The sequence below is a fragment of the Burkholderia cepacia GG4 genome (assembly GCF_000292915.1).
GTDB lineage: Bacteria > Pseudomonadota > Gammaproteobacteria > Burkholderiales > Burkholderiaceae > Burkholderia > Burkholderia cepacia_D.
In genome coordinates, this window is record NC_018513.1 from 988,182 (window position 1) to 1,010,236 (window position 22,055).

At 65.8% G+C, this 22,055-nt stretch carries 16 protein-coding genes and 2 pseudogenes; 10 read left to right on the plus strand and 8 right to left on the minus strand.

Annotation, left to right across the window (positions count from 1 at the left end; genetic code table 11):
* Positions 1 to 21 precede the first annotated feature (21 nt).
* Positions 22 to 1,420: pseudogene (locus GEM_RS04450) on the plus strand (CoA transferase).
* A 9-nt stretch (positions 1,421 to 1,429) separates the two neighbouring features.
* On the opposite strand, the gene GEM_RS04455 reads toward GEM_RS04450, so the two are convergent.
* Positions 1,430 to 2,176 (minus strand): GntR family transcriptional regulator, encoded by a 747-nt coding sequence (locus GEM_RS04455; protein WP_041490450.1) that lies wholly within the window; start codon positions 2,174 to 2,176, stop codon positions 1,430 to 1,432.
* A gap of 157 nt (positions 2,177 to 2,333) precedes the next feature.
* Here GEM_RS04455 and GEM_RS04460 point away from each other — a divergent pair, with 157 nt between their 5' ends.
* From GEM_RS04460 to GEM_RS29165, 3 genes and pseudogenes are all read left to right on the plus strand, one after another.
* Positions 2,334 to 3,179, plus strand: coding sequence for an aldo/keto reductase (locus GEM_RS04460; protein WP_014896259.1), 846 nt, complete (start codon positions 2,334 to 2,336; stop codon positions 3,177 to 3,179).
* A 35-nt stretch (positions 3,180 to 3,214) separates the two neighbouring features.
* The gene (locus GEM_RS32425) at positions 3,215 to 3,700 is read left to right on the plus strand and encodes a hypothetical protein (protein ID WP_051137962.1); all 486 of its coding nucleotides are present in this window, start codon (positions 3,215 to 3,217) and stop codon (positions 3,698 to 3,700) included.
* A gap of 68 nt (positions 3,701 to 3,768) precedes the next feature.
* Positions 3,769 to 4,065 (plus strand): annotated as a pseudogene (locus GEM_RS29165) (response regulator); the annotation flags it as partial.
* Between the two features lie 997 nt (positions 4,066 to 5,062).
* Here the strand turns inward: GEM_RS29165 and GEM_RS04480 are convergent.
* From GEM_RS04480 to GEM_RS04495, 5 genes are all read right to left on the minus strand, one after another.
* A complete protein-coding gene (locus tag GEM_RS04480) occupies positions 5,063 to 6,079 on the minus strand; it encodes a HoxN/HupN/NixA family nickel/cobalt transporter (RefSeq protein ID WP_014896262.1) in 1,017 nt (338 codons plus the stop codon).
* A gap of 172 nt (positions 6,080 to 6,251) precedes the next feature.
* Positions 6,252 to 8,363, minus strand: coding sequence for an elongation factor G (gene fusA / locus GEM_RS04485; RefSeq protein ID WP_014896263.1), 2,112 nt, complete (start codon positions 8,361 to 8,363; stop codon positions 6,252 to 6,254).
* 218 nt (positions 8,364 to 8,581) lie between these two features.
* On the minus strand, positions 8,582 to 9,082 hold the full coding sequence (locus GEM_RS04490) for a DUF192 domain-containing protein (RefSeq protein ID WP_014896264.1): 501 nt from the start codon (positions 9,080 to 9,082) through the stop codon (positions 8,582 to 8,584).
* A gap of 159 nt (positions 9,083 to 9,241) precedes the next feature.
* Positions 9,242 to 9,457 (minus strand): hypothetical protein, encoded by a 216-nt coding sequence (locus tag GEM_RS29490; RefSeq protein WP_080599357.1) that lies wholly within the window; start codon positions 9,455 to 9,457, stop codon positions 9,242 to 9,244.
* A gap of 291 nt (positions 9,458 to 9,748) precedes the next feature.
* Positions 9,749 to 10,327 (minus strand): pseudouridine synthase, encoded by a 579-nt coding sequence (locus GEM_RS04495; protein ID WP_014896265.1) that lies wholly within the window; start codon positions 10,325 to 10,327, stop codon positions 9,749 to 9,751.
* Positions 10,328 to 10,601: 274 nt separating this feature from the next.
* Here GEM_RS04495 and icd point away from each other — a divergent pair, with 274 nt between their 5' ends.
* A complete protein-coding gene (gene icd, locus GEM_RS04500) occupies positions 10,602 to 11,858 on the plus strand; it encodes an NADP-dependent isocitrate dehydrogenase (RefSeq protein ID WP_014896266.1) in 1,257 nt (418 codons plus the stop codon).
* A gap of 280 nt (positions 11,859 to 12,138) precedes the next feature.
* Positions 12,139 to 14,367 (plus strand): NADP-dependent isocitrate dehydrogenase, encoded by a 2,229-nt coding sequence (locus tag GEM_RS04505; RefSeq protein WP_014896267.1) that lies wholly within the window; start codon positions 12,139 to 12,141, stop codon positions 14,365 to 14,367.
* A 129-nt stretch (positions 14,368 to 14,496) separates the two neighbouring features.
* Here the strand turns inward: GEM_RS04505 and GEM_RS04510 are convergent, their stop codons facing one another.
* On the minus strand, positions 14,497 to 14,721 hold the full coding sequence (locus GEM_RS04510; protein WP_014896268.1) for a hypothetical protein: 225 nt from the start codon (positions 14,719 to 14,721) through the stop codon (positions 14,497 to 14,499).
* A gap of 685 nt (positions 14,722 to 15,406) precedes the next feature.
* Between GEM_RS04510 and GEM_RS04515 the strand changes: the two genes are divergently transcribed.
* Positions 15,407 to 16,996: a multicopper oxidase family protein gene (locus tag GEM_RS04515; protein WP_014896269.1), complete on the plus strand. Its 1,590-nt coding sequence runs from the start codon at positions 15,407 to 15,409 to the stop codon at positions 16,994 to 16,996.
* Between the two features lie 180 nt (positions 16,997 to 17,176).
* Here the strand turns inward: GEM_RS04515 and GEM_RS04520 are convergent, their stop codons facing one another.
* Complete coding sequence (locus tag GEM_RS04520) at positions 17,177 to 17,380, minus strand: cold-shock protein (protein WP_006478030.1); 204 nt, start codon at positions 17,378 to 17,380, stop codon at positions 17,177 to 17,179.
* Positions 17,381 to 17,926: 546 nt separating this feature from the next.
* On the opposite strand from GEM_RS04520, the gene clpS reads away from it, so the two are divergent.
* The 3 genes from clpS to GEM_RS04535 all read left to right on the plus strand — a co-directional run bounded on the left by clpS (position 17,927) and on the right by GEM_RS04535 (position 22,021).
* Positions 17,927 to 18,241, plus strand: a complete 315-nt coding sequence (clpS, locus tag GEM_RS04525) for an ATP-dependent Clp protease adapter ClpS (RefSeq protein WP_006398529.1) — start codon at positions 17,927 to 17,929, stop codon at positions 18,239 to 18,241.
* A complete protein-coding gene (gene clpA, locus GEM_RS04530) occupies positions 18,238 to 20,538 on the plus strand; it encodes an ATP-dependent Clp protease ATP-binding subunit ClpA (protein WP_011657720.1) in 2,301 nt (766 codons plus the stop codon). The genes clpS and clpA overlap by 4 nt, the downstream gene beginning before the upstream one ends.
* Positions 20,539 to 20,641: 103 nt before the next feature.
* Positions 20,642 to 22,021 carry an amino acid permease gene (locus GEM_RS04535; protein WP_041490606.1) on the plus strand — a complete coding sequence of 460 codons (1,380 nt, stop codon included), beginning with the start codon at positions 20,642 to 20,644 and terminating at the stop codon, positions 22,019 to 22,021.
* The last annotated feature ends 34 nt before the right edge of the window (positions 22,022 to 22,055 follow it).

Below are 22,055 nucleotides of genomic sequence, written 5' to 3' on the forward strand. Positions count from 1 at the left end.
TCTCAACGGTTCGCATCCACCATGACACCCGAACTCGCATTGACCCGACTGTGGCAACTCGCGCACGGCGATCCCGGCGCGCTCGCCCGCGTGGCCGTGACGGGGCAGGACCCGACATTGCCGTCGACGTTCCATGTCGGCACGCTGGCCGCTGCGACGATCGCGGCAGCCGGGCTCGCGGCGGCCGAATGCCACCGGCTGCGCACGGGCGTCGCGCAGCGCGTCGACGTGTCGGTGCGCGACGCGCTCGTCGCGTTCCGCAGCGAACGCTACCTGCGCGTGGACGACGGCCCGCCGCCGGAGCTGCGCCATCCGGTGACGGGCTTCTACGCCACGCGCGACGGGCGCTGGGTCCAGCTGCACGCGAACTTTCCGCATCACCTGCACGGGATTCTCGACGTGCTCGGCTGCGGCGCGGGGCGCGACGAAGTCGCGGCGGCGATCCGGACGTGGGATGGTGCGACACTCGATACCGCGCTGGCGGAGGCCGGCCTGTGCGCGGCATTGATCAGAACCCCTGACGAATGGGCCGCGCACGACCAGGCGCGCGCGCTCGCGTCGCTGCCGCTGTTCGAGATCGAGCGGATCGGCGAGGCGCCCGTCGAGGCGATCGGCCGCGGCGAGCCGGACCAGCCGCTCGCGGGCGTGCGCGTGCTCGATCTCACGCGCATCATCGCGGGGCCGGTCGCGGGCCGCACGCTGGCATCGCACGGCGCGCAGACGCTGCTCGTCAACGGCCCGCATCTGCCGAACATCGCGTCGCTCGTGATCGACAACGGGCGCGGCAAGCGCTCGACGTGGATCGACCTGCGCGAGGCGGCGGGCGTCGCTGCGCTGCGCGACCTCACACGCAACGCCGACGTATTCCTGCAGGCATATCGCCCGGACGCGCTCGCCGCGCGTGGGTTCTCGCCGCAGGCGCTCGCGGAGCTGCGACCCGGCATCGTCTGCGTGTCGGTGTCCGCGTACGGGCATGCGGGGCCGTGGTCGAAGCGGCGCGGCTTCGACAGCCTCGTGCAGTCGGCGAGCGGTATCGCGTCACAGGAGCAGCATGCCGCGCAGGCGGACGGCCCGCGTCATCTGCCATGCCAGGCGCTTGATCATGCGACGGGTTATCTCGCGGCGTTCGGCGCGATGATCGCGCTCGCACGCCGCACGCCGCGCGACGGAAGGGGGAAGCTGGCACGTGCGGCTGTCGCTCGCGCAGACGGGGCGCTGGCTGCAATCGCTCGGGGTGGTGCCGGACGGTCTGCACGCGCCGGATTTCACGCGTGACGACGTGCGCGACCGGCTCGACCGAACGCCATCGCCATTCGGCACGATCGACGCGGTGCGTCCGGCCGAGCGCCTGTCGGCGACACCGCCGCGCTTCGCGCGGCCGCCCGTGCCGCTCGGCACGGACCAAGCGCGCTGGCTGTGAGCGCCGGCCTTACTTGCGCAGCTCGACGACGAAGTCGTAATAGTCGTTGCGGCAGTAGGTATCGGTCAGCTCGATCGCGCGCTGGTCGGCCGTATAGCCGATCCGCGTGATCAGCAGCAGCGCGTCGTGCGGCGCGATGCCCATCTGTTGCGCGATCTCGTCGGTCGCGTTGACCGCGCGGAAATGCTGCAGCGCGCGCACGATCGGCGTGCCGCGTGCTTCGAGATAGCTGTACAGCGAACCGCCGATCGCTTGCGGATCGGGAATCAGCGTCGCAGGAAACGTCGAGTTCTCGACGGCCATCACGATGCCGTCGGCAAGGCGCAGGCGCTTGAGCCGCGTGACCGATGCGGCCGGCGACAGGCCGAGCTGGATCACCTCGTCGCGGTTCGCCGGCTGGATCTCGCGCTCGAGCCATTGCGAGCTCGGCTTGAAGCCGCGGCGCTCGAGCATCTCGCTGAAGCTCGACAGTCGCGACAGCGGATCCTCGTAGCGCGGCTGGATGAAGTTGCCGGCGCCCTGCGTGCGGCGGATCAAGCCCTGTTCGACGAGCAGCGCGATCGCCTTGCGCGCGGTGATGCGTGACACGCCGAGTGCTTCGGACAGCACGCGTTCGGACGGCAGCGCCTCGCCGGCCGCCCAGCGATTGTCGTGGATCGCGTCGCCGAGCTTGCGGGCGAGCTGCAGGTAGAGCGCTGTGTCGTTGTCGGGGTCGGGGCGCAGGTCCTGCCAGCGGTCGTCCGTGGGTGCCTTCATGGAATGGGTATCGATCAGGTTGCGTGCCATTCTAAGTCATCATGCGGCGCCGTTATAGCCGGTTTTTGCCGTGCGACAGGCGGGCAGGGCGCCGATTGACTACACTGGCCCATGCTTCGGCCGCGGCGCGCGGCCACCTATCCGCAGCGAGGAGCGCATGACAGACACGATCGGCACGGTCGTCCTGCCGGACGGCGAGACGATCCCGAAGCTTGGCCTGGGGACCTGGGAAATGGGGGAGCGGCCCGCGCGGCGCGCGGACGAGATCGCTGCGTTGCGAGAGGGCATCGCGCTCGGGATGACGCTGGTCGACACCGCCGAGATGTATGGTGAGGGTGCGACCGAGGAACTCGTTGGCGACGCATTGGCCGGCTTGCGCGACGATGTGTTCCTCGTCAGCAAGGTGTACCCGCATCATGCGAGCCGGCGCGGCGTCGTCGCCGCGTGCGACGCGAGCCTCAAGCGCCTGCGCACCGATCGCCTCGACCTGTACCTGCTGCACTGGCGCGGCTCGGTGCCGCTCGAGGAGACGGTCGAGGGGTTCGAGGCACTGCGGCGTGCGGGCAAGATTCGCCACTGGGGCGTCAGCAATTTCGATACGGCCGACATGGCCGAACTTGTCGACGAAGCGGGCGGCGGTGCGTGCGCGACCAACCAGATTCTCTACAACATCGCGCGACGCGGCCCGGAGTTCGACCTGCTGCCGTGGCTTGCCGACCGCCGGATGCCGGCGATGGCCTACAGCCCGGTCGATCACGGGCGGCTGCCGAAGCGCTCGCCGCTCGACGAAATCGCGCGGCAGCGGGGCGTGTCGGTAACGCGTGTCGCACTCGCGTGGGTGCTTGCGCGGCCGTGCGTGTTCGCGATTCCGAAGGCATCGCGGATCGAGCACGTGCGCGACAATCGCGCCGCGCTCGATCTCGTGTTGAGCGATGACGAGCGCGCGCAGCTCGACGGCTATTTCCGTCCGCCGCGCAGCAAGCGCGCGCTCGAGATGCTCTGACAGCACCGGGTCAGGCGGCGCTTCGGTCAGTGGCCATGGCCACCGGCCGATCCGCCGTTGCCGCCGTTGCCGCCGGCACTGCCATTGCCGTTGCCATTGCCGACGCCGTTGGCACCGCCGTTGCCGGCGCCGCCACTGCCATTGCCATTGCCGTTGCCGCCGCCATTACCGTGGCCACCGGTGCCATGACCGCCAGCGCTGCCGCCGCTACCGCCGCTACCACCGCTACCACCGCTACCACCGCTACCACCGCTACCACCGCTACCACCGCTACCACCGCTGCCGTGGCCACCGGTTCCATGACCGCCGGAACTGCCGCTGCCATTGCCATTGCCGTTGCCGTTGGCACCGCCGTTGCCGGCGCCACCACTGCCGTTGTATCCAGCGGGTCCGGCGATGCGGTGCGCGGGGTGGCCCGTGTGCCGCATCCGGTAAGACGCAGGTTAGCGGCGCGTGCCCCGGCGGGTGTTACGCGGGGCGGTTACCGGGTTACGGCGCATTACAGTTCCCTTGCGCCGTAACCCGCAGTAACCCTTTCGTCCCTTTGTATCGTTCTTCGACTCCGCGCTTGCGCGGTAAACTTCGAGCCATGACTACCCAGATCCTCATCGTCGACGACGACCAAGAACTCCGAGACCTGCTGCGCGACTATCTCGTGCGCCAGGGGATGGAAGTGTCCGTGCTGCACGACGCGGCGTCGCTCGAGAAGCGCCTCGAGCGCGAGCGGCCCGACCTGATCGTGCTGGACCTGATGATGCCGGGCGTGGATGGCCTGACCGCGCTGCGCCAGCTGCGCGCGGCCGGTGACGACATCCCCGTGATCATGCTGACCGCGCGTGCGGACGACGTCGACCGCATCGTCGGGCTCGAACTCGGTGCGGACGAAATCGACTATCGCCGCTGCCACCATGGCCGCCACCGGAAGCACCACCACCGGAAGCACCACCACCGGAAGCACCACCACCGGAAGCACCACCACCGGAAGCACCACCACCGGAAGCACCACCACCGGAAGCACCACCACCGGAAGCACCACCACCGGAAGCACCACCACCGGAAGCACCACCACCGGAAGCACCACCACCCGAACCTCCGCTGCCGGAAGCATTGCCGCCGCGGCCTGTACCACCCGAGCCGCTCGTACCGCCCGTCGTACCGCCCGTCGTACCGCCCGTCGTACCGCCCGTCGTACCGCCGGCCCCTGCGGGACCGACGGCGCCATTGCCGTTGTTTCCGCTGCTGCCCGGGCTGCCGCCGCTAGTGGTCCCGCCGGCACCGTTGCCACCGATGCCTCCGCTTGCATACACGTGCACCGCGCAAGCGGTCGGGTTGGCAGCACATGGCGACGCGTTCTCGGCCAACGTCATGACTGCGTCCGCGCCAGCGTCCGCATTGGCCACGCCGTCGGGCGCCGTATTCTGCTCGACCTGGACTGATGGGGTAGTGGAAGTGTCGTCACCCGGCAGCGCAGTAACCGGAACGACGGTTGTCATGTCCTGCGCGACGGCATACGAACAGCAGCACGCAAACGCGGCTGCGGCCAGCAGGGTCGTGCGATAGCACCGTCCTGCCGTGCGGGACAGTTGTTTCGTTCTGCTCATTATGGTCTCCCGATGCGCGCGGTGCCTCGTCATACGCGATCATCAACGTGTGATGCAGGGGACCAGCAACGATGCGTTGTCGTTTCGGCGGCCGACGCGTGTCGGACCGGCGCCGGAGGCCAGCCGCGAACACGAATCGGCACGCGGGCCCGCCGTGCGAATCCCCAACTGCGAGATTCGTGCCACCGGTCGGCTATGCCCGTGGCGCAAGGCGTGCGCATACCGCGCGACAGCCCATGAAACACCGTTGTGAGGTTTTTGTTTCTGAAATGAAACGTCTGACTACGCTTGGCGCGCAGTTGTGTCGGCCGCACGCGACCAGCGATGGCACAGGATCGACGCGATCCAGCCGACGAGAAACAGCGCGACGATGCCGTAACCGATCGTGCCGAAGCGCCCGCCGAGCGCATCGAGCGCATCGCGTACGGAGCCTGTCAGCGACAGCTTGTCGGCGAGTAGGCCGGCGGCCTCGATCCCGCCGACCGCCAGCGCGACGGCCGCCGACACCAGCGTGATGCTCGCGTTATAGAGCAGCTTGCGCTGCGGATCGTCCATCGCCCATCCATACGCATGAATCATCAGCACATTGTCGGTCGAGTCGATCAGCGTCATCCCGGCGGCGAACAGCGCGGGAAACAGCATGACCGCATAGACCGGCAGCGCGTGGCTCGCCTGCGCGGCCGCGATCGCGAGCAGCGCGATTTCGGTTGCAGTATCGAAACCAAGGCCGAACAGCACGCCGACCGGATACATGTGCCAGCTCTTCGACACGAACCGGAATAGCGGGCGCAGCAGCCGCGACACGAGGCCGCCCGCGCGATGCGTGTGCGCGGCGCCGTGGGCATGGTCCGGTGCGGCGCGATAGCGCCGCCACACGTCACGCAGGATCATCAGGTTCATGCACGCGAGCACCAGCAGGAAGGTTGCCGATACGGCCGTGCCGATCGTGCCGCCGATCTCGCGGAACGCGTCGAAGCGGTCGCACAGCGCGAATGCGGTCAGCGCAATGCCCAGCGTCGCGGCGATCACGATCGTCGAGTGGCCGAGCGAGAAGAACAGGCCGACGGTCACCGGGCGCTGGCCGTCCTGCATCAGCTTGCGCGTCGCGACGTCGATCGCGGCGATGTGATCGGCGTCGACCGCATGGCGCAGCCCGAGCCCGTAGGCGATCGCCGCGGTGCCGAGCAGCAGTGGATGGTCGCGCAGCACCGCGAGCGCCCCTAGCCAGACGGCGACGTTTGCGGCAATCAGGCCGGCATACAGCATCAGCAGACGGTGCAGTGCAGGGGTGGGCGGCATCGGGACGTTTCAATCAGACGAATCGCGATGGATTGTGTCACGCAAAAAAATGCCCGGCATGCCGGTCAAAAAGGATGGGTGCGGCCCGCATCGATCCGTCCGGCGGACGAAAAAAAGCCCGTCCGGGACCGGACGGGCTTCGACTTGCCGGGCAGCGCGCAATGCCTGGCGCTTACTTCACCTTGGCGTTGATCACGGCTTCCGACACGTTCGCCGGCGTTTCCGCGTAGTGCTTGAACTCCATCGTGTAGGTTGCGCGGCCCTGCGTCGCGGAGCGCAGCGACGTCGAGTAGCCGAACATCTCGGCAAGCGGCACTTCCGCGCGCACCAGCTTGCCGCCGCCGCCCGCGATGTCCTCCATCCCCTGCACGATGCCGCGCCGGCTCGACAGGTCGCCCATCACGTTGCCCATGAAGTCCTCGGGCGTCTCGACCTCGACGGCCATCATCGGCTCGAGCAGGACCGGCTTCGCCTTGCGCATCGCCTCCTTGAACGCCATCGAGCCGGCCATCCGGAACGCGTTTTCGTTCGAGTCGACGTCGTGGTACGAACCGAACGTCAGGTGCACCTTCACGTCGACGACAGGGTAGCCCGCGAGCACGCCGCTCTTCAGCGTTTCGGTGATGCCTTTGTCGACCGCCGGGATGAATTCGCGCGGAATCACGCCGCCCTTGATCTCGTCGAGGAACTCGTAGCCCTTGCCGGGGTTCGGCTCGAGCGTGATCACCGCATGCCCGTACTGGCCACGCCCGCCCGACTGCTTGACGAACTTGCCTTCGACGTCGGTTGCCTTCGTGCGCACCGTCTCGCGGTACGCGACCTGCGGCTTGCCGACCGTCGCCTCGACGCCGAACTCGCGCTTCATCCGGTCGACCAGGATTTCGAGGTGCAGCTCGCCCATCCCCGAAATGATCGTCTGGCCGGATTCCTCGTCGGTCTGCACGCGGAACGACGGATCCTCCTGCGCTAGGCGGTTCAGCGCGAGGCCCATCTTTTCCTGGTCGGCCTTCGTCTTCGGCTCGACGGCCTGCGAGATCACCGGCTCCGGGAACTCCATCTTCTCGAGGATGATCGGCTTGGCCGGATCGCACAGCGTGTCGCCCGTCGTGGCTTCCTTCAGGCCGACCGCCGCCGCGATGTCGCCCGCGCGCACTTCCTTGATTTCCTTGCGCTCGTTCGCGTGCATCTGCAGGATCCGGCCGAGCCGCTCCTTCTTGTCCTTCGTCGCGTTCAGCACCGTGTCGCCGGACTCGACGACACCCGAATACACGCGGAAGAAGATCAGCTGGCCGACGAACGGGTCGGTCATGATCTTGAACGCGAGCGACGAGAACGGCTCGTCGTCGCTCGGATGACGTTCCGCCGGTTTTTCCGGATCGGCGAAGTCGTGGCCGAGAATCGCCGGCACGTCGACCGGCGACGGCAGGTAGTCGATCACCGCGTCGAGCATCGCCTGCACGCCCTTGTTCTTGAACGCGCTGCCGCACAGCATCGGTACGATCTCGTTCGCGATCGTGCGCTTGCGCAGCGCGGCCTTGATCTCGTCCTCGGTCAGCGACTCATGGTCGTGCAGGTACTTCTCGAGCAGTTCCTCGCTGGCTTCCGCGGCGGCCTCGACCATCTTCTCGCGCCATTCGTGCGCGAGCTCGACGAGATTCGCCGGGATGTCCTCGTACGTGAACTTCACGCCCTGGCTTTCGTCGTCCCACACGATCGCCTTCATCTTCACGAGATCGACGACGCCCTGGAAATGATCTTCCGCGCCGATCGGAATCTGGATCGGCACGGCGACGCCCTTCAGGCGCTCGCCGATCTGGCGCTGCACGCGGAAGAAGTCCGCGCCGATACGGTCCATCTTGTTGACGAACGCGATGCGCGGCACCTTGTACTTGTTCGCCTGGCGCCACACCGTTTCGGACTGCGGCTGCACGCCGCCGACCGAGTCGTAGACCATGCACGCGCCGTCGAGCACGCGCATCGAGCGCTCGACCTCGATCGTGAAGTCGACGTGCCCGGGGGTGTCGATGATGTTGATGCGGTGTTCCGGATAGTTGCCGGCCATGCCCTTCCAGAAGGCCGTGGTCGCGGCCGACGTGATCGTGATGCCGCGTTCCTGCTCCTGCTCCATCCAGTCCATCGTGGCCGCGCCGTCGTGCACTTCACCGATCTTGTGGCTCACGCCGGTGTAAAACAGGATGCGCTCGGTCGTGGTGGTCTTGCCGGCATCGATGTGAGCGCTGATCCCGATATTGCGATAGCGCTCGATGGGGGTTTTGCGGGGCACGTGAACCTCCTGGTGGTTCGGATCGTAAGCGGGCCGGTTGAGCTGGCCCGGACTGGAACAAGCGAGACTTAAAGGATAGCGCTTGCGCGTGGCTTTTGCAGATGCGGGCAGCGTTTGCCGAATCAAGGCGCGCGCCGCCGCCGGCAGACGAAAAAAAAGCCGGCGCGCAACGGGCGGCCGGCTTCGGTCGACGCGCGGCGGTGCCGCGGCAAGCGCCGTTACTGGGGCTTGGGCAGGCCGTCGAGCTTCATGCCGGGCTTGATGCCCTTCGCCGCGAACCAGCCCTTGCTCATTTCGAGCGCATAGACGCCGTTGTTGCGCGGGCAGTGGTTGTCGGTCGTCTCGGCCCGCATCTCGTCGATGTCGGTGATCGTGCCGTCCGCGCGGATGAACGCGATCGACAGCGGAATCAGCGTGTTCTTCATCCAGAAGCAGTGCACGGCGTTCTCGTTGAACACGAACAGCATGCCTTCGTTCGGCGCGAGCTGTGACCGGTACATCAGCCCTTGTTCGCGGTCGGCGTCGTTCGCGGCGACGGCCGCGTCGATCACGTACATGCCGGCGCGCAGCTTCACGCGCGGGAACTCGGTGGGCTGCTTGGCGCCGGGCGGCATCTGCGCGCCGGCGGTCTGCATGCCGAGCGCGAGGACGGCGAGCGCGGCGGGAAACACGGCGGCGCGCGCAAGGCGGCCGAGCGACGAGCGCAGGGAGAATTGCACAGCAAGGCTCCTATCTGGAAAACGAGACCCGCATGGTACGCGATGCGCGCCGGCGGGCACAAAAAGAAAAAGGCAGATCGCCTTGCGGTGATCTGCCTTTCAACGCCGTAAGAACGGCAAGACTGCGTGTTCTTGACTGCGTTATTACAACCAGCTTGCTTAGTTCGATGCAGCTGCCGGTGCTTCGGCTTCGCTAGCAGCCTTCTTAGCTGCGTGGTGCTTCTTAGCTGCGTGGTGCTTCTTGGCGTGGGCCTTCTTTGCCGGTGCCGAAGCAGCTGCCGGAGCAGCAGCCGAAGCAGCTTCCGGAGCCGAAGCTTGTGCGAAAGCAGCCGTTGCGAAGAGACCAGCGACCAGAGCAGCGATCAGTTTGTTCATGTTGTGTTCCTCAGCTTTAGTTAATTAACCAAATGACCCGGCAATATGGAGTCATGTCGTCTAACGGTGCCATCCACCTTTCGGTTGACAGACGCTTCGAGAAATTTCTCTTTGCGCTGCGGGCGCCGAATCGTATTCGAAGAAAGAGTCGCTTTCGTGACGCAAACACGCAAATACCTGTTCGGCTGCCAATGCCGGATAGCTAAGGATGGCATCTGCGTGGTTTAACGCGCGATCTTCGCAGGTGGTTGACGAAAAAGATGACGAAAAATTCGGGAGCCGCCGACACGGTCATGCGCCGTGTGCGAAACCGTCCCACGGGGCCCGCGGCGGCAGTGCAATTGTTTCGCCCGGTGCAATGCCGAGCGTGAATATGTCCAATGCGCCGATGCCGACGCGCACGAGGCGCAACGTCGGGAAGCCGATCGCGGCCGTCATGCGGCGCACCTGCCGATTCTTGCCTTCGGTGATCGCGAGCTCGATCCACGTGGTCGGAATCGCGGCGCGGTAGCGGATCGGCGGGTTGCGCGGCCACAGCGCGTCGGGCGGTTCGATGAATTCGGCGCGGCACGGGCGCGTCACGTAGTCGCCGAGATCGACGCCGCGCGCGAGCGCCTTCAGGTCGGCCGGACCCGGCGCGCCGTCGACCTGCGCCCAGTAGCGCTTGACGAGCTTGTGGCGCGGCTCCGCGATGCGCGCCTGGAGCGCGCCGTCGTCGGTGAGCAGCAGCAGGCCCTCGCTGTCCGCGTCGAGCCGGCCGGCCGCGTAGACACCGGGCGTTTTTACCCAGTCGCCGAGCGACGGCCGCGTCTCGTGCGCGGAAAACTGGCAAATCGTGCCGAACGGCTTGTTGAGGGCGATCAGGGTCATGGCGGAGGTCCGCCCGGCGTGCCGCGGAGAGGCGGGGCGGGCGGTCTATGGCAAATGGCGGAATCTTAATGCATAATACGGAACGGCAAGTCCTCTGTCTTATATAAGACATAAGGGAAGACTTGATACGCAGCGTCGCGCTTCGTGCCGCCGGGCCCGGTTGGGGCGCTAGAATAGCGGCTCGCTGTCGCCGTCACGGGGGTGGCAAGGCCACCTCGCCGCGCGCGCAGTTTCGACCAGCATCACCTGCTCAGCCACGTCACTGGAGTCGATCATGCCGTATCAGCACATCAAGGTTCCGGAAGGCGGTGACAAGATCACCGTCAACAAGGACTTCTCGCTCAACGTTTCCGATCAGCCGATCATTCCCTATATCGAAGGCGACGGTACGGGCTTCGATATCACGCCGGTCATGATCAAGGTCGTCGACGCGGCGGTCGCGCAGGCCTACAAGGGCAAGCGCAAGATCCACTGGATGGAGATCTTCGCGGGCGAGAAGGCGACGAAGGTGTACGGTCCGGACGTGTGGCTCCCGGACGAAACGCTGCAGGTGCTGAAGGAATACGTGGTGTCGATCAAGGGGCCGCTCACGACCCCGGTCGGCGGCGGCATCCGTTCGCTGAACGTCGCGCTGCGCCAGGAGCTCGACCTGTACGTGTGCCTGCGCCCGGTCCAGTACTTCAAGGGCGTGCCGTCGCCGGTGCGCGAGCCGCAAAAGATCGACATGGTGATCTTCCGCGAGAACTCGGAAGACATCTACGCGGGCATCGAATGGGCCGCGGGCTCCGAGCAGGCGAAGAAGGTCATCAAGTTCCTGCAGGACGAGATGGGCGTGAAGAAGATCCGCTTCCCGGAAACCTCGGGGATCGGCGTCAAGCCCGTGTCGACCGAAGGCACCGAGCGTCTCGTGCGCAAGGCGATCCAGTACGCGATCGACAACGATCGCAAGTCGGTCACGCTGGTGCACAAGGGCAACATCATGAAGTTCACGGAAGGCCTGTTCCGTGACGCCGGCTACGCGCTCGCGCAGAAGGAATTCGGCGGCGAGCTGATCGACGGCGGCCCGTGGATGCGCGTGAAGAACCCGAAGACGGGCAACGAGATCGTCATCAAGGATTCGATCGCCGACGCGTTCCTGCAGCAGATCCTGCTGCGTCCGGCCGAATACGACGTGATCGCGACGTTGAACCTGAACGGCGACTACATCTCCGACGCACTGGCCGCGCAGGTCGGCGGCATCGGGATCGCGCCGGGTGCGAACCTGTCGGATTCGGTCGCGATGTTCGAGGCGACGCACGGCACGGCGCCGAAGTACGCGGGCAAGGATTACGTGAACCCCGGTTCCGAGATCCTGTCGGCGGAAATGATGCTGCGCCACCTCGGCTGGACGGAAGCGGCCGACACGATCATCGCCGCGATGGAGAAGTCGATCCTGCAGAAGCGCGTCACGTACGACTTCGCGCGCCTGATGGAAGGCGCGACGCAGGTATCGTGCTCCGGTTTCGGCGAAGTGCTGATCGAGAACATGTAAGACCCCTTCCGGGGTGGGCCGGCGGGTAGCCGGCCGCCCCGGCGCCTACTGCCGGCGCCGGGACGTTTCGTGGATGGCAGGTTTGTTGGCAGGGCGGTCCGGCATGCGGGCCGCGGCGCCGCAATGCGGCCCGGATGCCCTGCAAGGTAGAACATGACGGCCCTCGCAACACCACCGCCCGGCTAGCCGGCGCGCTCCTTTCGCGACCGACCTGGTCGCTTCCCGCCGGTTACCGCCGGCGCTCCTCAGTCCCAAATTTTCACGTAGCAACGCATCGACCATGTCCACTTCGCCCAAGATCATCTACACCCTCACTGACGAAGCGCCCGCGCTCGCGACCTATTCGCTGCTGCCGATCGTCAAGGCCTTCACGCGCTCGTCGGGCGTCGCCGTCGAAACGCGCGACATCTCGCTCGCCGGCCGCATCATCGCGGCATTCGCCGACGTCCTGCCGCCGGAGCAGAAGGGTTCCGACGATCTGGCCGAACTGGGCCAGCTCACGCTGAAGCCGGAAGCGAACATCATCAAGCTGCCGAACATCAGCGCATCGGTGCCGCAGCTCAAGGCGGCGATCGCCGAACTCCAGGCGCAGGGCTACAAGCTGCCGGCGTACCCGGAAGAGCCGTCGACCGACGAAGAGAAGGCCGTCAAGGCCCGCTACGACAAGATCAAGGGCAGCGCGGTGAACCCGGTGCTGCGCGAAGGCAACTCCGACCGCCGCGCGCCGCTGTCGGTCAAGAACTACGCACGCAAGCATCCGCACAAGATGGGCGCGTGGAAGGCCACGTCCAAGGCGCACGTCGCGCACATGAGCGAAGGCGACTTCTACGGCAGCGAGAAGTCGGCGCTGATCGCCGATGCCGGCAGCGTGAAGATCGAACTCACGGCCGCCGACGGCGTGAAGAAGGTGCTGAAGGAAAAGACGGCCGTGAAGGCCGGTGAAGTCATCGACGCATCGGTGATGAGCCGCAAGGCGCTGCGCAGCTTCATCGACGCGCAGATCGCCGACGCGAAGGCGCAGGACGTGCTGTTCTCGGTGCACCTGAAGGCGACCATGATGAAGGTCTCCGATCCGATCCTGTTCGGTCACTTCGTGTCGGTGTTCTACCGCGACGCGCTCACGAAGCACGCGGACGTGCTGGCGCAGGCCGGCTTCAACCCGAACAACGGGATCGGCGACCTGTACGCGCGCCTGAAGGACCTGCCGGCCGACACGCGCGCAGCGATCGAAGCCGACATCAAGGCTGAATACGCGGTGCGTCCGAGCCTCGCGATGGTCAATTCGGACAAGGGCATCACGAACCTGCACGTGCCGAGCGACGTGATCGTCGACGCATCGATGCCGGCGATGATCCGCGAGTCGGGCTGCATGTGGGGCCCGGACGGCGAACTGTACGACGCGAAGGCCGTGATTCCGGACCGCTGCTACGCGGGCGTCTACCAGGCCGTGATCGAGGACTGCAAGCAGCACGGCGCGTTCGACCCGGTCACGATGGGCAGCGTGCCGAACGTCGGCCTGATGGCGCAGGCGGCTGAAGAATACGGTTCGCATGACAAGACGTTCCTGATCCCGGCCGACGGCGTCGTGCGCGTCACCGACGAAGCCGGCAACGTGCTGCTCGAGCACGCGGTCGAGTCGGGCGACATCTGGCGCATGTGCCAGACGAAGGACGCACCGGTGCAGGACTGGGTCAAGCTCGCGGTGAACCGCGCCCGCGCGACCGGCGTGCCGGCCGTGTTCTGGCTCGATCCGGCACGTGCGCACGACGCGCAGATCATCGCGAAGGTCGAACGCTACCTGAAGGATTACGACACGAACGGCCTCGACATCCGCGTCATGACGCCGGTCGACGCAACGCGTTTCTCGCTCGAGCGCATCCGTGCGGGCAAGGACACGATCTCGGTCACGGGCAACGTGCTGCGCGACTACCTGACCGACCTGTTCCCGATCATGGAACTCGGCACCAGCGCGAAGATGCTGTCGATCGTGCCGCTGATGGCCGGCGGCGGGATGTTCGAAACGGGTGCGGGCGGCTCGGCACCGAAGCACGTGCAGCAGTTCGTCGAGGAAGGCTTCCTGCGCTGGGATTCGCTCGGCGAATTCCTCGCGCTGGCCGCGTCGCTCGAACACCTTGGCGGCGCTTACCAGAACCCGAAGGCGCTCGTGCTCGCGAAGACGCTCGACCAGGCAACCGGCAAGTTCCTGGACGAGAACAAGTCGCCGGCACGCAAGGTCGGCGGTCTCGACAACCGCGGCAGCCATTTCTACCTGTGCCTGTACTGGGCGCAGGCGCTGGCCGAGCAGACCGAAGATGCCGCGCTGAAGGCGCAGTTCGAAGGCGTCGCGAAGTCGCTGTCCGACAGCGAAGCGCGGATTCTGGAAGAACTGTCGGCCGCGCAGGGCAGCGCGCAGGCGATCGGCGGCTACTACCGTCCGAACGTCGAGCTGACGAGCCAGGCGATGCGCCCGAGCGCAACGCTGAACGGCATCGTCGACGCAGTCGCCTGACGCCGGCAGCGCTTTCGCGCGCGCCACGGCAACGGCAGCAGCCGATGCGGCGGGCCTGGCGGCTCGCCGTCCCGCCGAACATGAAAACGCCCCGGTCGCCCGGGGCGTTTTTCGTTGCAGGCGTGCCATTCAGACGTGAACGATTTCCCATTCGGCGATTTCGTGCGGCACTTCGAGCGTTGCCGTGTCCAGTTCGGACAGTTGCTCGCAGTCGCCGCGGGAGATGTGGTCGGCTGCCACTTCCGGGCACGAGAACGCGCCGATCAGTGCGTTGCCGAACGTCGCTTCCCAGCCGCCGTTACCCGGCAGGATGTAGAACGACCCGAGCGCTGAACCAAAGCGAAATCCCTTCATTTCCGTTCTCCCTTTCTGATCACACGCGATTCTGTTGTGCCACCCGCCGGCTCGTCCGGCTGCGGCCCGACTGGTTGCCTGCGCCGGGTTCCGTATCGAACGTCGTGGCGAAGCGTCAGTGCATGGAACAAAGTCTACGTCCGCGACCGCGCCCGATGGTGCGCGTAGAACGCTTTCTCGAAAGAAAAAATCATGTTTAAAAACATGGTCTTATTAAGATCATTTTGTATTGCGGAACGATTTTTGGCATCGCGAAACAGCCAATTTGTGCCTTGCACCACGAATTTTTACAACGCAGGGGCTTGTTCCGCATCGTGAAATATTGGCGGATTTGCGTATCGAGCGGATGCGGGGCGGGAATCGCGGGTTGAATGAGGCTCGCGGACTGCCCCGGCGAGGCGTTGCGTAGCGGGGCGGCGGCGACCGCTGGCCGCGCCTGTCAGCGTGAATGCGGCGACGCGGATAGCGGCGGCGCGCGATGTTCGGGGACGTCGTTCGACCGGAGCCTGATCGGTCCCGGCCGCGCACTGCGGCGTATCGCCGCCGCTCGGCCGGGGCTGCCGCGTGGCGGCCGGGGGCAGCGGTTATGATGTTGCCGGCATCAGGTTGCGCGTCGCGCTTGGGCGCTTGAGCGCCGGTCGGCGCGGCTGCCGCGCGACGCAGCACGAATAACGAGGAACGATTGATGATACGGAGAACCTTCCTGTCGCACGCCATCGGTGTCGCGGCCGCATCGCTGTTTGCGCGTACTGCGTGGGCGCAGCATGCCGGTCACGCGGGCATGGCCGGCATGGACCAGATGGACGACATGCCCGGCATGGCGGGCCATGCGCAGCACGCCAAGCCGGCGCCCGCTGCGCTCGCGGCTGCCGATGCGCTGCCGGCCGGCGCGCCGCTCGCCGCGTTGCGCACGCTCGCGAACGAGAGTCGCGAGCCCGGCACGTTCCGCGCCACGCTGGTCGCGCAGCCGGTTGCGCGTCCGATGCTGCACGGCACGCGTCCGACGACGTTCTGGCAGTTCGGCGCGGGTACGCAGGGGCCGGTCGTCGGCCCGCTGATCGACGTGCGCGAGGGCGACACGGTCGAAATCCGTTTCGTGAACCAGCTGCCGCAGCCGTCGACGATCCACTGGCACGGCGTGCCGGTGCCGCCCGACCAGGACGGCAACCCGTCCGACCCCGTCGCGCCGGGCGCGTCGCGCGTGTACCGCTTCACGTTGCCGAAGGGGAGCGCCGGGACCTACTGGTATCACCCGCATCCGCACATGATGACCGCCGAGCAGGTGTTCCGCGGGCTGGCGGGCCCGTTCGTCGTGCGCGCCGCCGATGATCCGCTCGCGGGCTGGCCCGAGCGCAACCTGTTCGTGTCGGACCTGAAGCTCGCGCGTGACGGCACGATCCCGCCGAACGACATGATGGATTGGATGAACGGACGCGAGGGCCAGTTCGTGCTGGTCAACGGCGCGCGCCGGCCGCGGATCGACGTCGCGGGCGACGAGCGCTGGCGCGTGTGGAACGCGTGCAGCGCCCGCTACCTGCGCATCGCGTTCGACGACGGCCGCGCGTTCGAGCACGCCGGCACCGACGGCGGGTTGTTCGATGCGCCGCGCCGCGTCACGTCACTGCTGCTCGCGCCGGGTGAGCGGGCGGAGCTGCTGGTGCGCGCCGGCGACCGTGCGTCGCACGCGGTGCTGCAGGCGGCCGAATACGACCGCCGCAAGATGGCGATGTCGCACGACGACGGCCACGGCAGCCTGCCGCCCGATCCGGCGCTGGCGCTGGCCGACGTCGCGTTCGCGCCGGCCGCCGCGCGTGCGTTGCCGGCGACGCTGCGCGCGGTGGCGCCGCTCGGCGAGCCGGTCGCGCACAAGGAAGTCGCGTTCGGCGAAGAGATGGACATGGACGCGATGATGAAGGGCCCGGCGCACGGCCGCCCGGCCGGGATGCGCTTCACGATCAACGGCGCGACCTACGCGCCGCACCGTGCGACGCTGACCAGCCGCCGCGGCGACGTCGAGCGCTGGGCGCTCCGCAACGCCACCGACATGGACCACCCGTTCCATTTGCACGGCACGCAATTCCAGGTGATCGAGCGCGCATCGGACGGCACGCGCACGAGCGAACCGTTCCGTGCGTGGCGCGATACCGTGAACGTGCGCAGCGGCGAAACCGTGACGATCCTCGTCAGGCAAGAGATGCCCGGCGAGCGCATGTTTCATTGCCACATTCTCGAACACGAGGATCTCGGCATGATGGGCACGCTGAAGGTCGTGTAACACACCATCGAATATGTTTCACGCGTGTGACCGGCATTCAATCTGCGCGTGCAACAAGACAATACAGGTTGAATTATCGGGATTGAACGGAAAGGCCGGCCAATCGATTATTGATTGGCCGGCCTCAAAAAAAGAAACCCGGCGCATTGCGCCGGGTTTCTTCGTCCGATATCCGATGCCTTATGCGGCCTGGATGTTCGACGCTTGCTTGCCCTTCGGTCCTTGAACGACGTCAAAGCTCACCTTCTGGCCTTCCTTCAGCGTCTTGAAGCCATTCATGGTGATAGCCGAGAAGTGCGCAAACAGATCCTCACCGCCCTCATCGGGAGTGATGAAACCGAAGCCCTTCGCGTCGTTGAACCACTTAACGATACCAGTTGCCATTTCCTACTTCCCCTGTCACACAGTCGCTGCTACTTACCACGAGCACGCTCGAAAAGCTAAACGACCGGAAAATGCAGCCGTTCCCCCCTCACAAGCTCACCTCGGCCTCTTTCATTTCGCCAACCGGCAATTTGAAAAAAGTGCCAGCTTGATTGTTGGCGCTCTTTATTTGAGTGTCAAGTGGAATTTTTAGACGTATAGGGGGTCGTTGTAAAGAACCCATTTTCAGGGTTTTTCCGGCTTTGCTTTGCAGCATGCCGCCGAGCGCGCGGACTTGAAAAGTCGCATAATCGGCTCATATACCAGGCTCGAGTGACACGCGATCGAGTCGTCCCGGCTTGTGGGATACTGGATGCGGATGCGACGGTCCGGTGCGGTTTCCCCCTGACGGTTCGTGTTCCGCGCCACGCGTGAAAGCCGGCACCGCAGCCGGCTTTCGTATGGCACGAAGACGATCGCGTGTCGTCGGGAATCAGGGAGGGCGCCGGCCGGTCGGTCGGGTAATGGCAGGATTGCGGGCCTGTCCGAGTTGTTTAGAATGGGTGTATGGCGATTATCCCGGACAAGCAGGACAGTACCGTCCTGGAACGCAAGCAGCAGAAGCTCAAGCCGCCTTCGATGTACAAGGTGGTGCTGCTGAACGACGACTTCACGCCGATGGAGTTCGTCGTGATGGTCGTACAGGAGTATTTCAAGAAGGATCGCGAGACGGCCACGCAGATCATGCTGAAGGTCCATCGCGAAGGGCGAGGAGTTTGTGGGGTCTATACGCGGGACATCGCGTCGACCAAGGTTGAGCAAGTCGTTACCCATGCGCGGCAGGCCGGGCATCCGCTGCAGTGCGTGATGGAGGAAGCATGATTGCCCAGGAATTGGAAGTCAGCCTGCACATGGCGTTCATGGAAGCACGCCAGGCGCGCCATGAGTTCATTACGGTCGAGCATCTGCTGCTGGCCCTGCTGGATAATCCGACGGCAGCCGAGGTGTTGCGCGCGTGCGCGGCAAACATCGAGGATCTGCGTCAGAACCTGCGCAATTTCATCCACGACAACACACCTACCGTCCCGGGCACCGACGATGTCGATACCCAGCCGACGCTCGGGTTCCAGCGCGTGATCCAGCGCGCGATCATGCACGTCCAGTCGACGTCGAACGGCAAGAAGGAAGTCACCGGCGCGAACGTGCTGGTCGCGATCTTCGGCGAGAAGGATTCGCACGCCGTCTATTACCTGCAGCAGCAGGGCGTCACGCGCCTGGACGTCGTGAACTTCATTTCGCACGGCATCGCGAAGACGAACGGCGGCGAAGCCGCCAAGTCGACCGATGCGAACGCGGAAAGCGAAGACGCGAATGCGCAGAAGGAAACCCCGCTCGCCCAGTTCACGCAGAACCTGAACCAGATGGCGAAGGACGGCCGCATCGATCCGCTGATCGGCCGCGAGCCGGAGGTCGAGCGCGTCGTGCAGGTGCTGTGCCGCCGGCGCAAGAACAATCCGCTGCTCGTCGGCGAAGCCGGCGTCGGCAAGACCGCGATCGCGGAAGGGCTCGCCTATCGCATCACGCGCGGCGAAGTGCCGGACATCCTCGCGAACGCGCAGGTCTATTCGCTCGACATGGGCGCGCTGCTGGCGGGCACCAAGTATCGCGGCGACTTCGAGCAGCGTCTGAAGACGGTGCTGAAGGAGTTGAAGGAGCGGCCGCACGCGATCCTGTTCATCGACGAGATCCATACGCTGATCGGCGCGGGCGCCGCCTCGGGCGGGACGCTCGACGCGTCGAACTTGCTGAAGCCGGCACTGTCGTCGGGCACGCTCAAGTGCATCGGCGCGACCACGTTCACTGAATATCGCGGCATCTTCGAGAAGGACGCGGCGCTGTCGCGGCGCTTCCAGAAGGTCGACGTGACGGAGCCGACCGTCGAACAGACGGTTGCGATCCTGCGCGGGCTGAAGTCGCGCTTCGAGGAGCATCACGGCGTCAAGTATTCGTCGGGTGCACTGTCGGCCGCGGCCGAACTGTCGGCACGCTTCATCACCGACCGTCACCTGCCGGACAAGGCGATCGACGTGATCGACGAAGCGGGCGCCGCGCAGCGCATCCTGCCGAAGTCGAAGCAGAAGAAGACGATCGGCAAGAGCGAGATCGAGGAAATCATCTCGAAGATCGCGCGCGTCCCGGCGCAGAGCGTGTCGCAGGACGATCGCAGCAAGCTGCAGACGCTCGATCGCGACCTGAAGAGCGTCGTGTTCGGCCAGGATCCGGCGATCGACGCGCTCGCGGCCTCGATCAAGATGGCGCGCGCGGGCCTCGGCAAGATGGACAAGCCGATCGGCTCGTTCCTGTTCTCCGGCCCGACCGGCGTCGGCAAGACCGAAGTGGCGCGCCAGCTCGCGTTCACGCTCGGCATCGAGCTGATCCGCTTCGACATGTCGGAATACATGGAGCGTCACGCGGTGAGCCGGCTGATCGGCGCGCCGCCGGGCTATGTTGGGTTCGACCAGGGCGGGCTCCTGACCGAAGCCGTCACGAAGAAGCCGCATTGCGTGCTGCTGCTCGACGAAATCGAGAAGGCGCATCCGGACATCTTCAACGTGCTGCTGCAGGTGATGGACCACGGCACGCTGACGGACAACAACGGCCGCAAGGCGGATTTCCGCAACGTCATCATCATCATGACGACGAACGCGGGCGCCGAGTCGATGCAGAAGGCGACGATCGGTTTCACGACGCGCCGCGAAACGGGCGACGAGATGACCGACATCAAGCGCCTGTTCACGCCGGAGTTCCGCAACCGCCTGGATTCGATCATCAGCTTCCGCTCGCTCGATGAGGAAATCATCATGCGCGTGGTCGACAAGTTCCTGATCCAGCTCGAGGAGCAGCTGCACGAGAAGAAGGTCGACGCGCTCTTTACCGACGCGTTGCGCAAGCATCTCGCGAAGCACGGCTTCGACCCGCTGATGGGTGCGCGGCCGATGCAGCGGCTGATCCAGGACACGATCCGTCGTGCGCTGGCCGACGAGCTGTTGTTCGGCAAGCTGGTCAACGGCGGCCATGTGACGGTCGACGTCGACGAAAACGACAAGGTGCAGTTGTCGTTCGACAAGCTGGCGAATCCGCCGCACAAGCCGAACGAAGAGACGGTCGAAGTCGAGTAAGCGATAATTCGTTGTTCATGCGAACGGCGCGGGAAGTCCTCCGCGCCGTTTCGTTTTATCTGGCGCCGACGGCGCGATGGTGGTGCAGGGGAGTGGCAACGCAGTGACACAACAACAACGATCGTTCGACAACATCGTCGCGCGCGAACAAGGGTTGCGCCATGCGCTGACGTCGGGGCAGATGGCGATGATCGCGATCGGCGGCGCGATCGGCACGGGGCTGTTCCTCGGCAGCGGGTTCGCGATCGGGCTCGCGGGTCCGAGCGTGCTCGTTTCGTATGCGATCGGCGCGCTGATCGCGCTGCTGCTGATGGGCGCGCTTGCGGAAATGACGGTCGCGCATCCGACGGCCGGCTCGTTCGGCGCGTACGCCGAACATTACGTCGGCCCGCTCGCGGGGTTCCTCGTGCGCTACGCGTACTGGTTCGCGGTGGTGTTCGCGATCGGCACCGAAATCAGCGCGATCGCCGTATTCATGAAGTACTGGTTCCCGGGCGTGCCCGGCTGGTACTGGGTGATCGGCTTCTCCGCGCTGCTGATCGCCGTGAACCTCGCGAGCGTCACGCTGTACGGCACGGTCGAATACGCGTTCTCGCTGCTGAAGATCGCGGCGATCATTGTGTTCATCGTGCTCGGCGCGTATCTCGTGTGGTCGGCACCGGCCGCGTCGGGCGTCGGCTTCGCGAACTACACCGCGCACGACGGCTTCATGCCGAAGGGGCCGTGGGGCACCTGGGTCGCGGTGATCGTCGCGATCTTCAGCTACATGAGCATCGAGGCGGTCGCGATCGCGGCCGGCGAGGCGCGCGATCCGCAGCACGCAGTCACCCGCGCGTTTCGCTCGACGGTGTTCCGGCTCGTGCTGTTCTACCTGCTGACGCTGTCGCTGATGCTCGCGATCGTGCCCTGGACGCAGGCCGGCACCGACGAAAGCCCGTTCGTGAAGGTGATGGCCGCGACGCATGTGCCGTATGCGGCCGGCGTGATCAACTTCGTGCTGCTGATCGCGGCGCTGTCGGCGATGAACAGCCAGCTCTATGTGACGACGCGGATGATGTTCAGCCTGTCGCGCGCGCGGCTCGCGCCGGCGGTGTTCGGCCGGCTCGGCACCAACGGCGTGCCGCGTGCGGCGCTGTGGATCTCGACGAGCGGCGTCGCGGTCGCGGCCGTGCTGGTCGCGCTGTCGCCCGACACGGCTTTCACCGTGATGATGGCGATCGCGATGTTCGGCGCGCTGTTCACGTGGCTGATGATCTTCGTCACGCACCTGCGCTTTCGCGTGCAGTATCGCGGCCCGGCGCTCGCGTTCCGGATGTGGGCGCATCCGTTCGGCAGCTTGCTCGGTGCGGGGCTCGTCGGCGCGGTCCTGCTGACGACCGCGTTCACGCATGAATTCCGGATGACGATGGTGGTCGGCGTCGTGTTCGTCGTGCTGCTGACGCTCGCGTACGCGCTGCATTACCGCCACCAGCACGCGCGTTGACGCGCGGCTTCACACCGCGGGCTGCAGGCTGCGC

Excerpts from the sequence above, each read along its gene's own strand:
- GEM_RS04510 (WP_014896268.1), bottom strand. The coding sequence starts at position 14,721 with ATGAAGGGATTTCGCTTTGGTTCAGCGCTCGGGTCGTTCTACATCCTG.
- GEM_RS04520 (WP_006478030.1), bottom strand. The coding sequence starts at position 17,380 with ATGGCAACTGGTATCGTTAAGTGGTTCAACGACGCGAAGGGCTTCGGT.
- GEM_RS04455 (WP_041490450.1), bottom strand. The coding sequence starts at position 2,176 with ATGAAGGCACCCACGGACGACCGCTGGCAGGACCTGCGCCCCGACCCC.
- GEM_RS29490 (WP_080599357.1), bottom strand. The coding sequence starts at position 9,457 with ATGAACAAACTGATCGCTGCTCTGGTCGCTGGTCTCTTCGCAACGGCT.
- GEM_RS04460 (WP_014896259.1), top strand. The coding sequence starts at position 2,334 with ATGACAGACACGATCGGCACGGTCGTCCTGCCGGACGGCGAGACGATC.
- icd (WP_014896266.1), top strand. The coding sequence starts at position 10,602 with ATGCCGTATCAGCACATCAAGGTTCCGGAAGGCGGTGACAAGATCACC.
- GEM_RS04480 (WP_014896262.1), bottom strand. The coding sequence starts at position 6,079 with ATGCCGCCCACCCCTGCACTGCACCGTCTGCTGATGCTGTATGCCGGC.
- GEM_RS04515 (WP_014896269.1), top strand. The coding sequence starts at position 15,407 with ATGATACGGAGAACCTTCCTGTCGCACGCCATCGGTGTCGCGGCCGCA.
- GEM_RS32425 (WP_051137962.1), top strand. The coding sequence starts at position 3,215 with ATGGCCACCGGCCGATCCGCCGTTGCCGCCGTTGCCGCCGGCACTGCC.
- GEM_RS04495 (WP_014896265.1), bottom strand. The coding sequence starts at position 10,327 with ATGACCCTGATCGCCCTCAACAAGCCGTTCGGCACGATTTGCCAGTTT.
- clpS (WP_006398529.1), top strand. The coding sequence starts at position 17,927 with ATGGCGATTATCCCGGACAAGCAGGACAGTACCGTCCTGGAACGCAAG.
- clpA (WP_011657720.1), top strand. The coding sequence starts at position 18,238 with ATGATTGCCCAGGAATTGGAAGTCAGCCTGCACATGGCGTTCATGGAA.
- GEM_RS04505 (WP_014896267.1), top strand. The coding sequence starts at position 12,139 with ATGTCCACTTCGCCCAAGATCATCTACACCCTCACTGACGAAGCGCCC.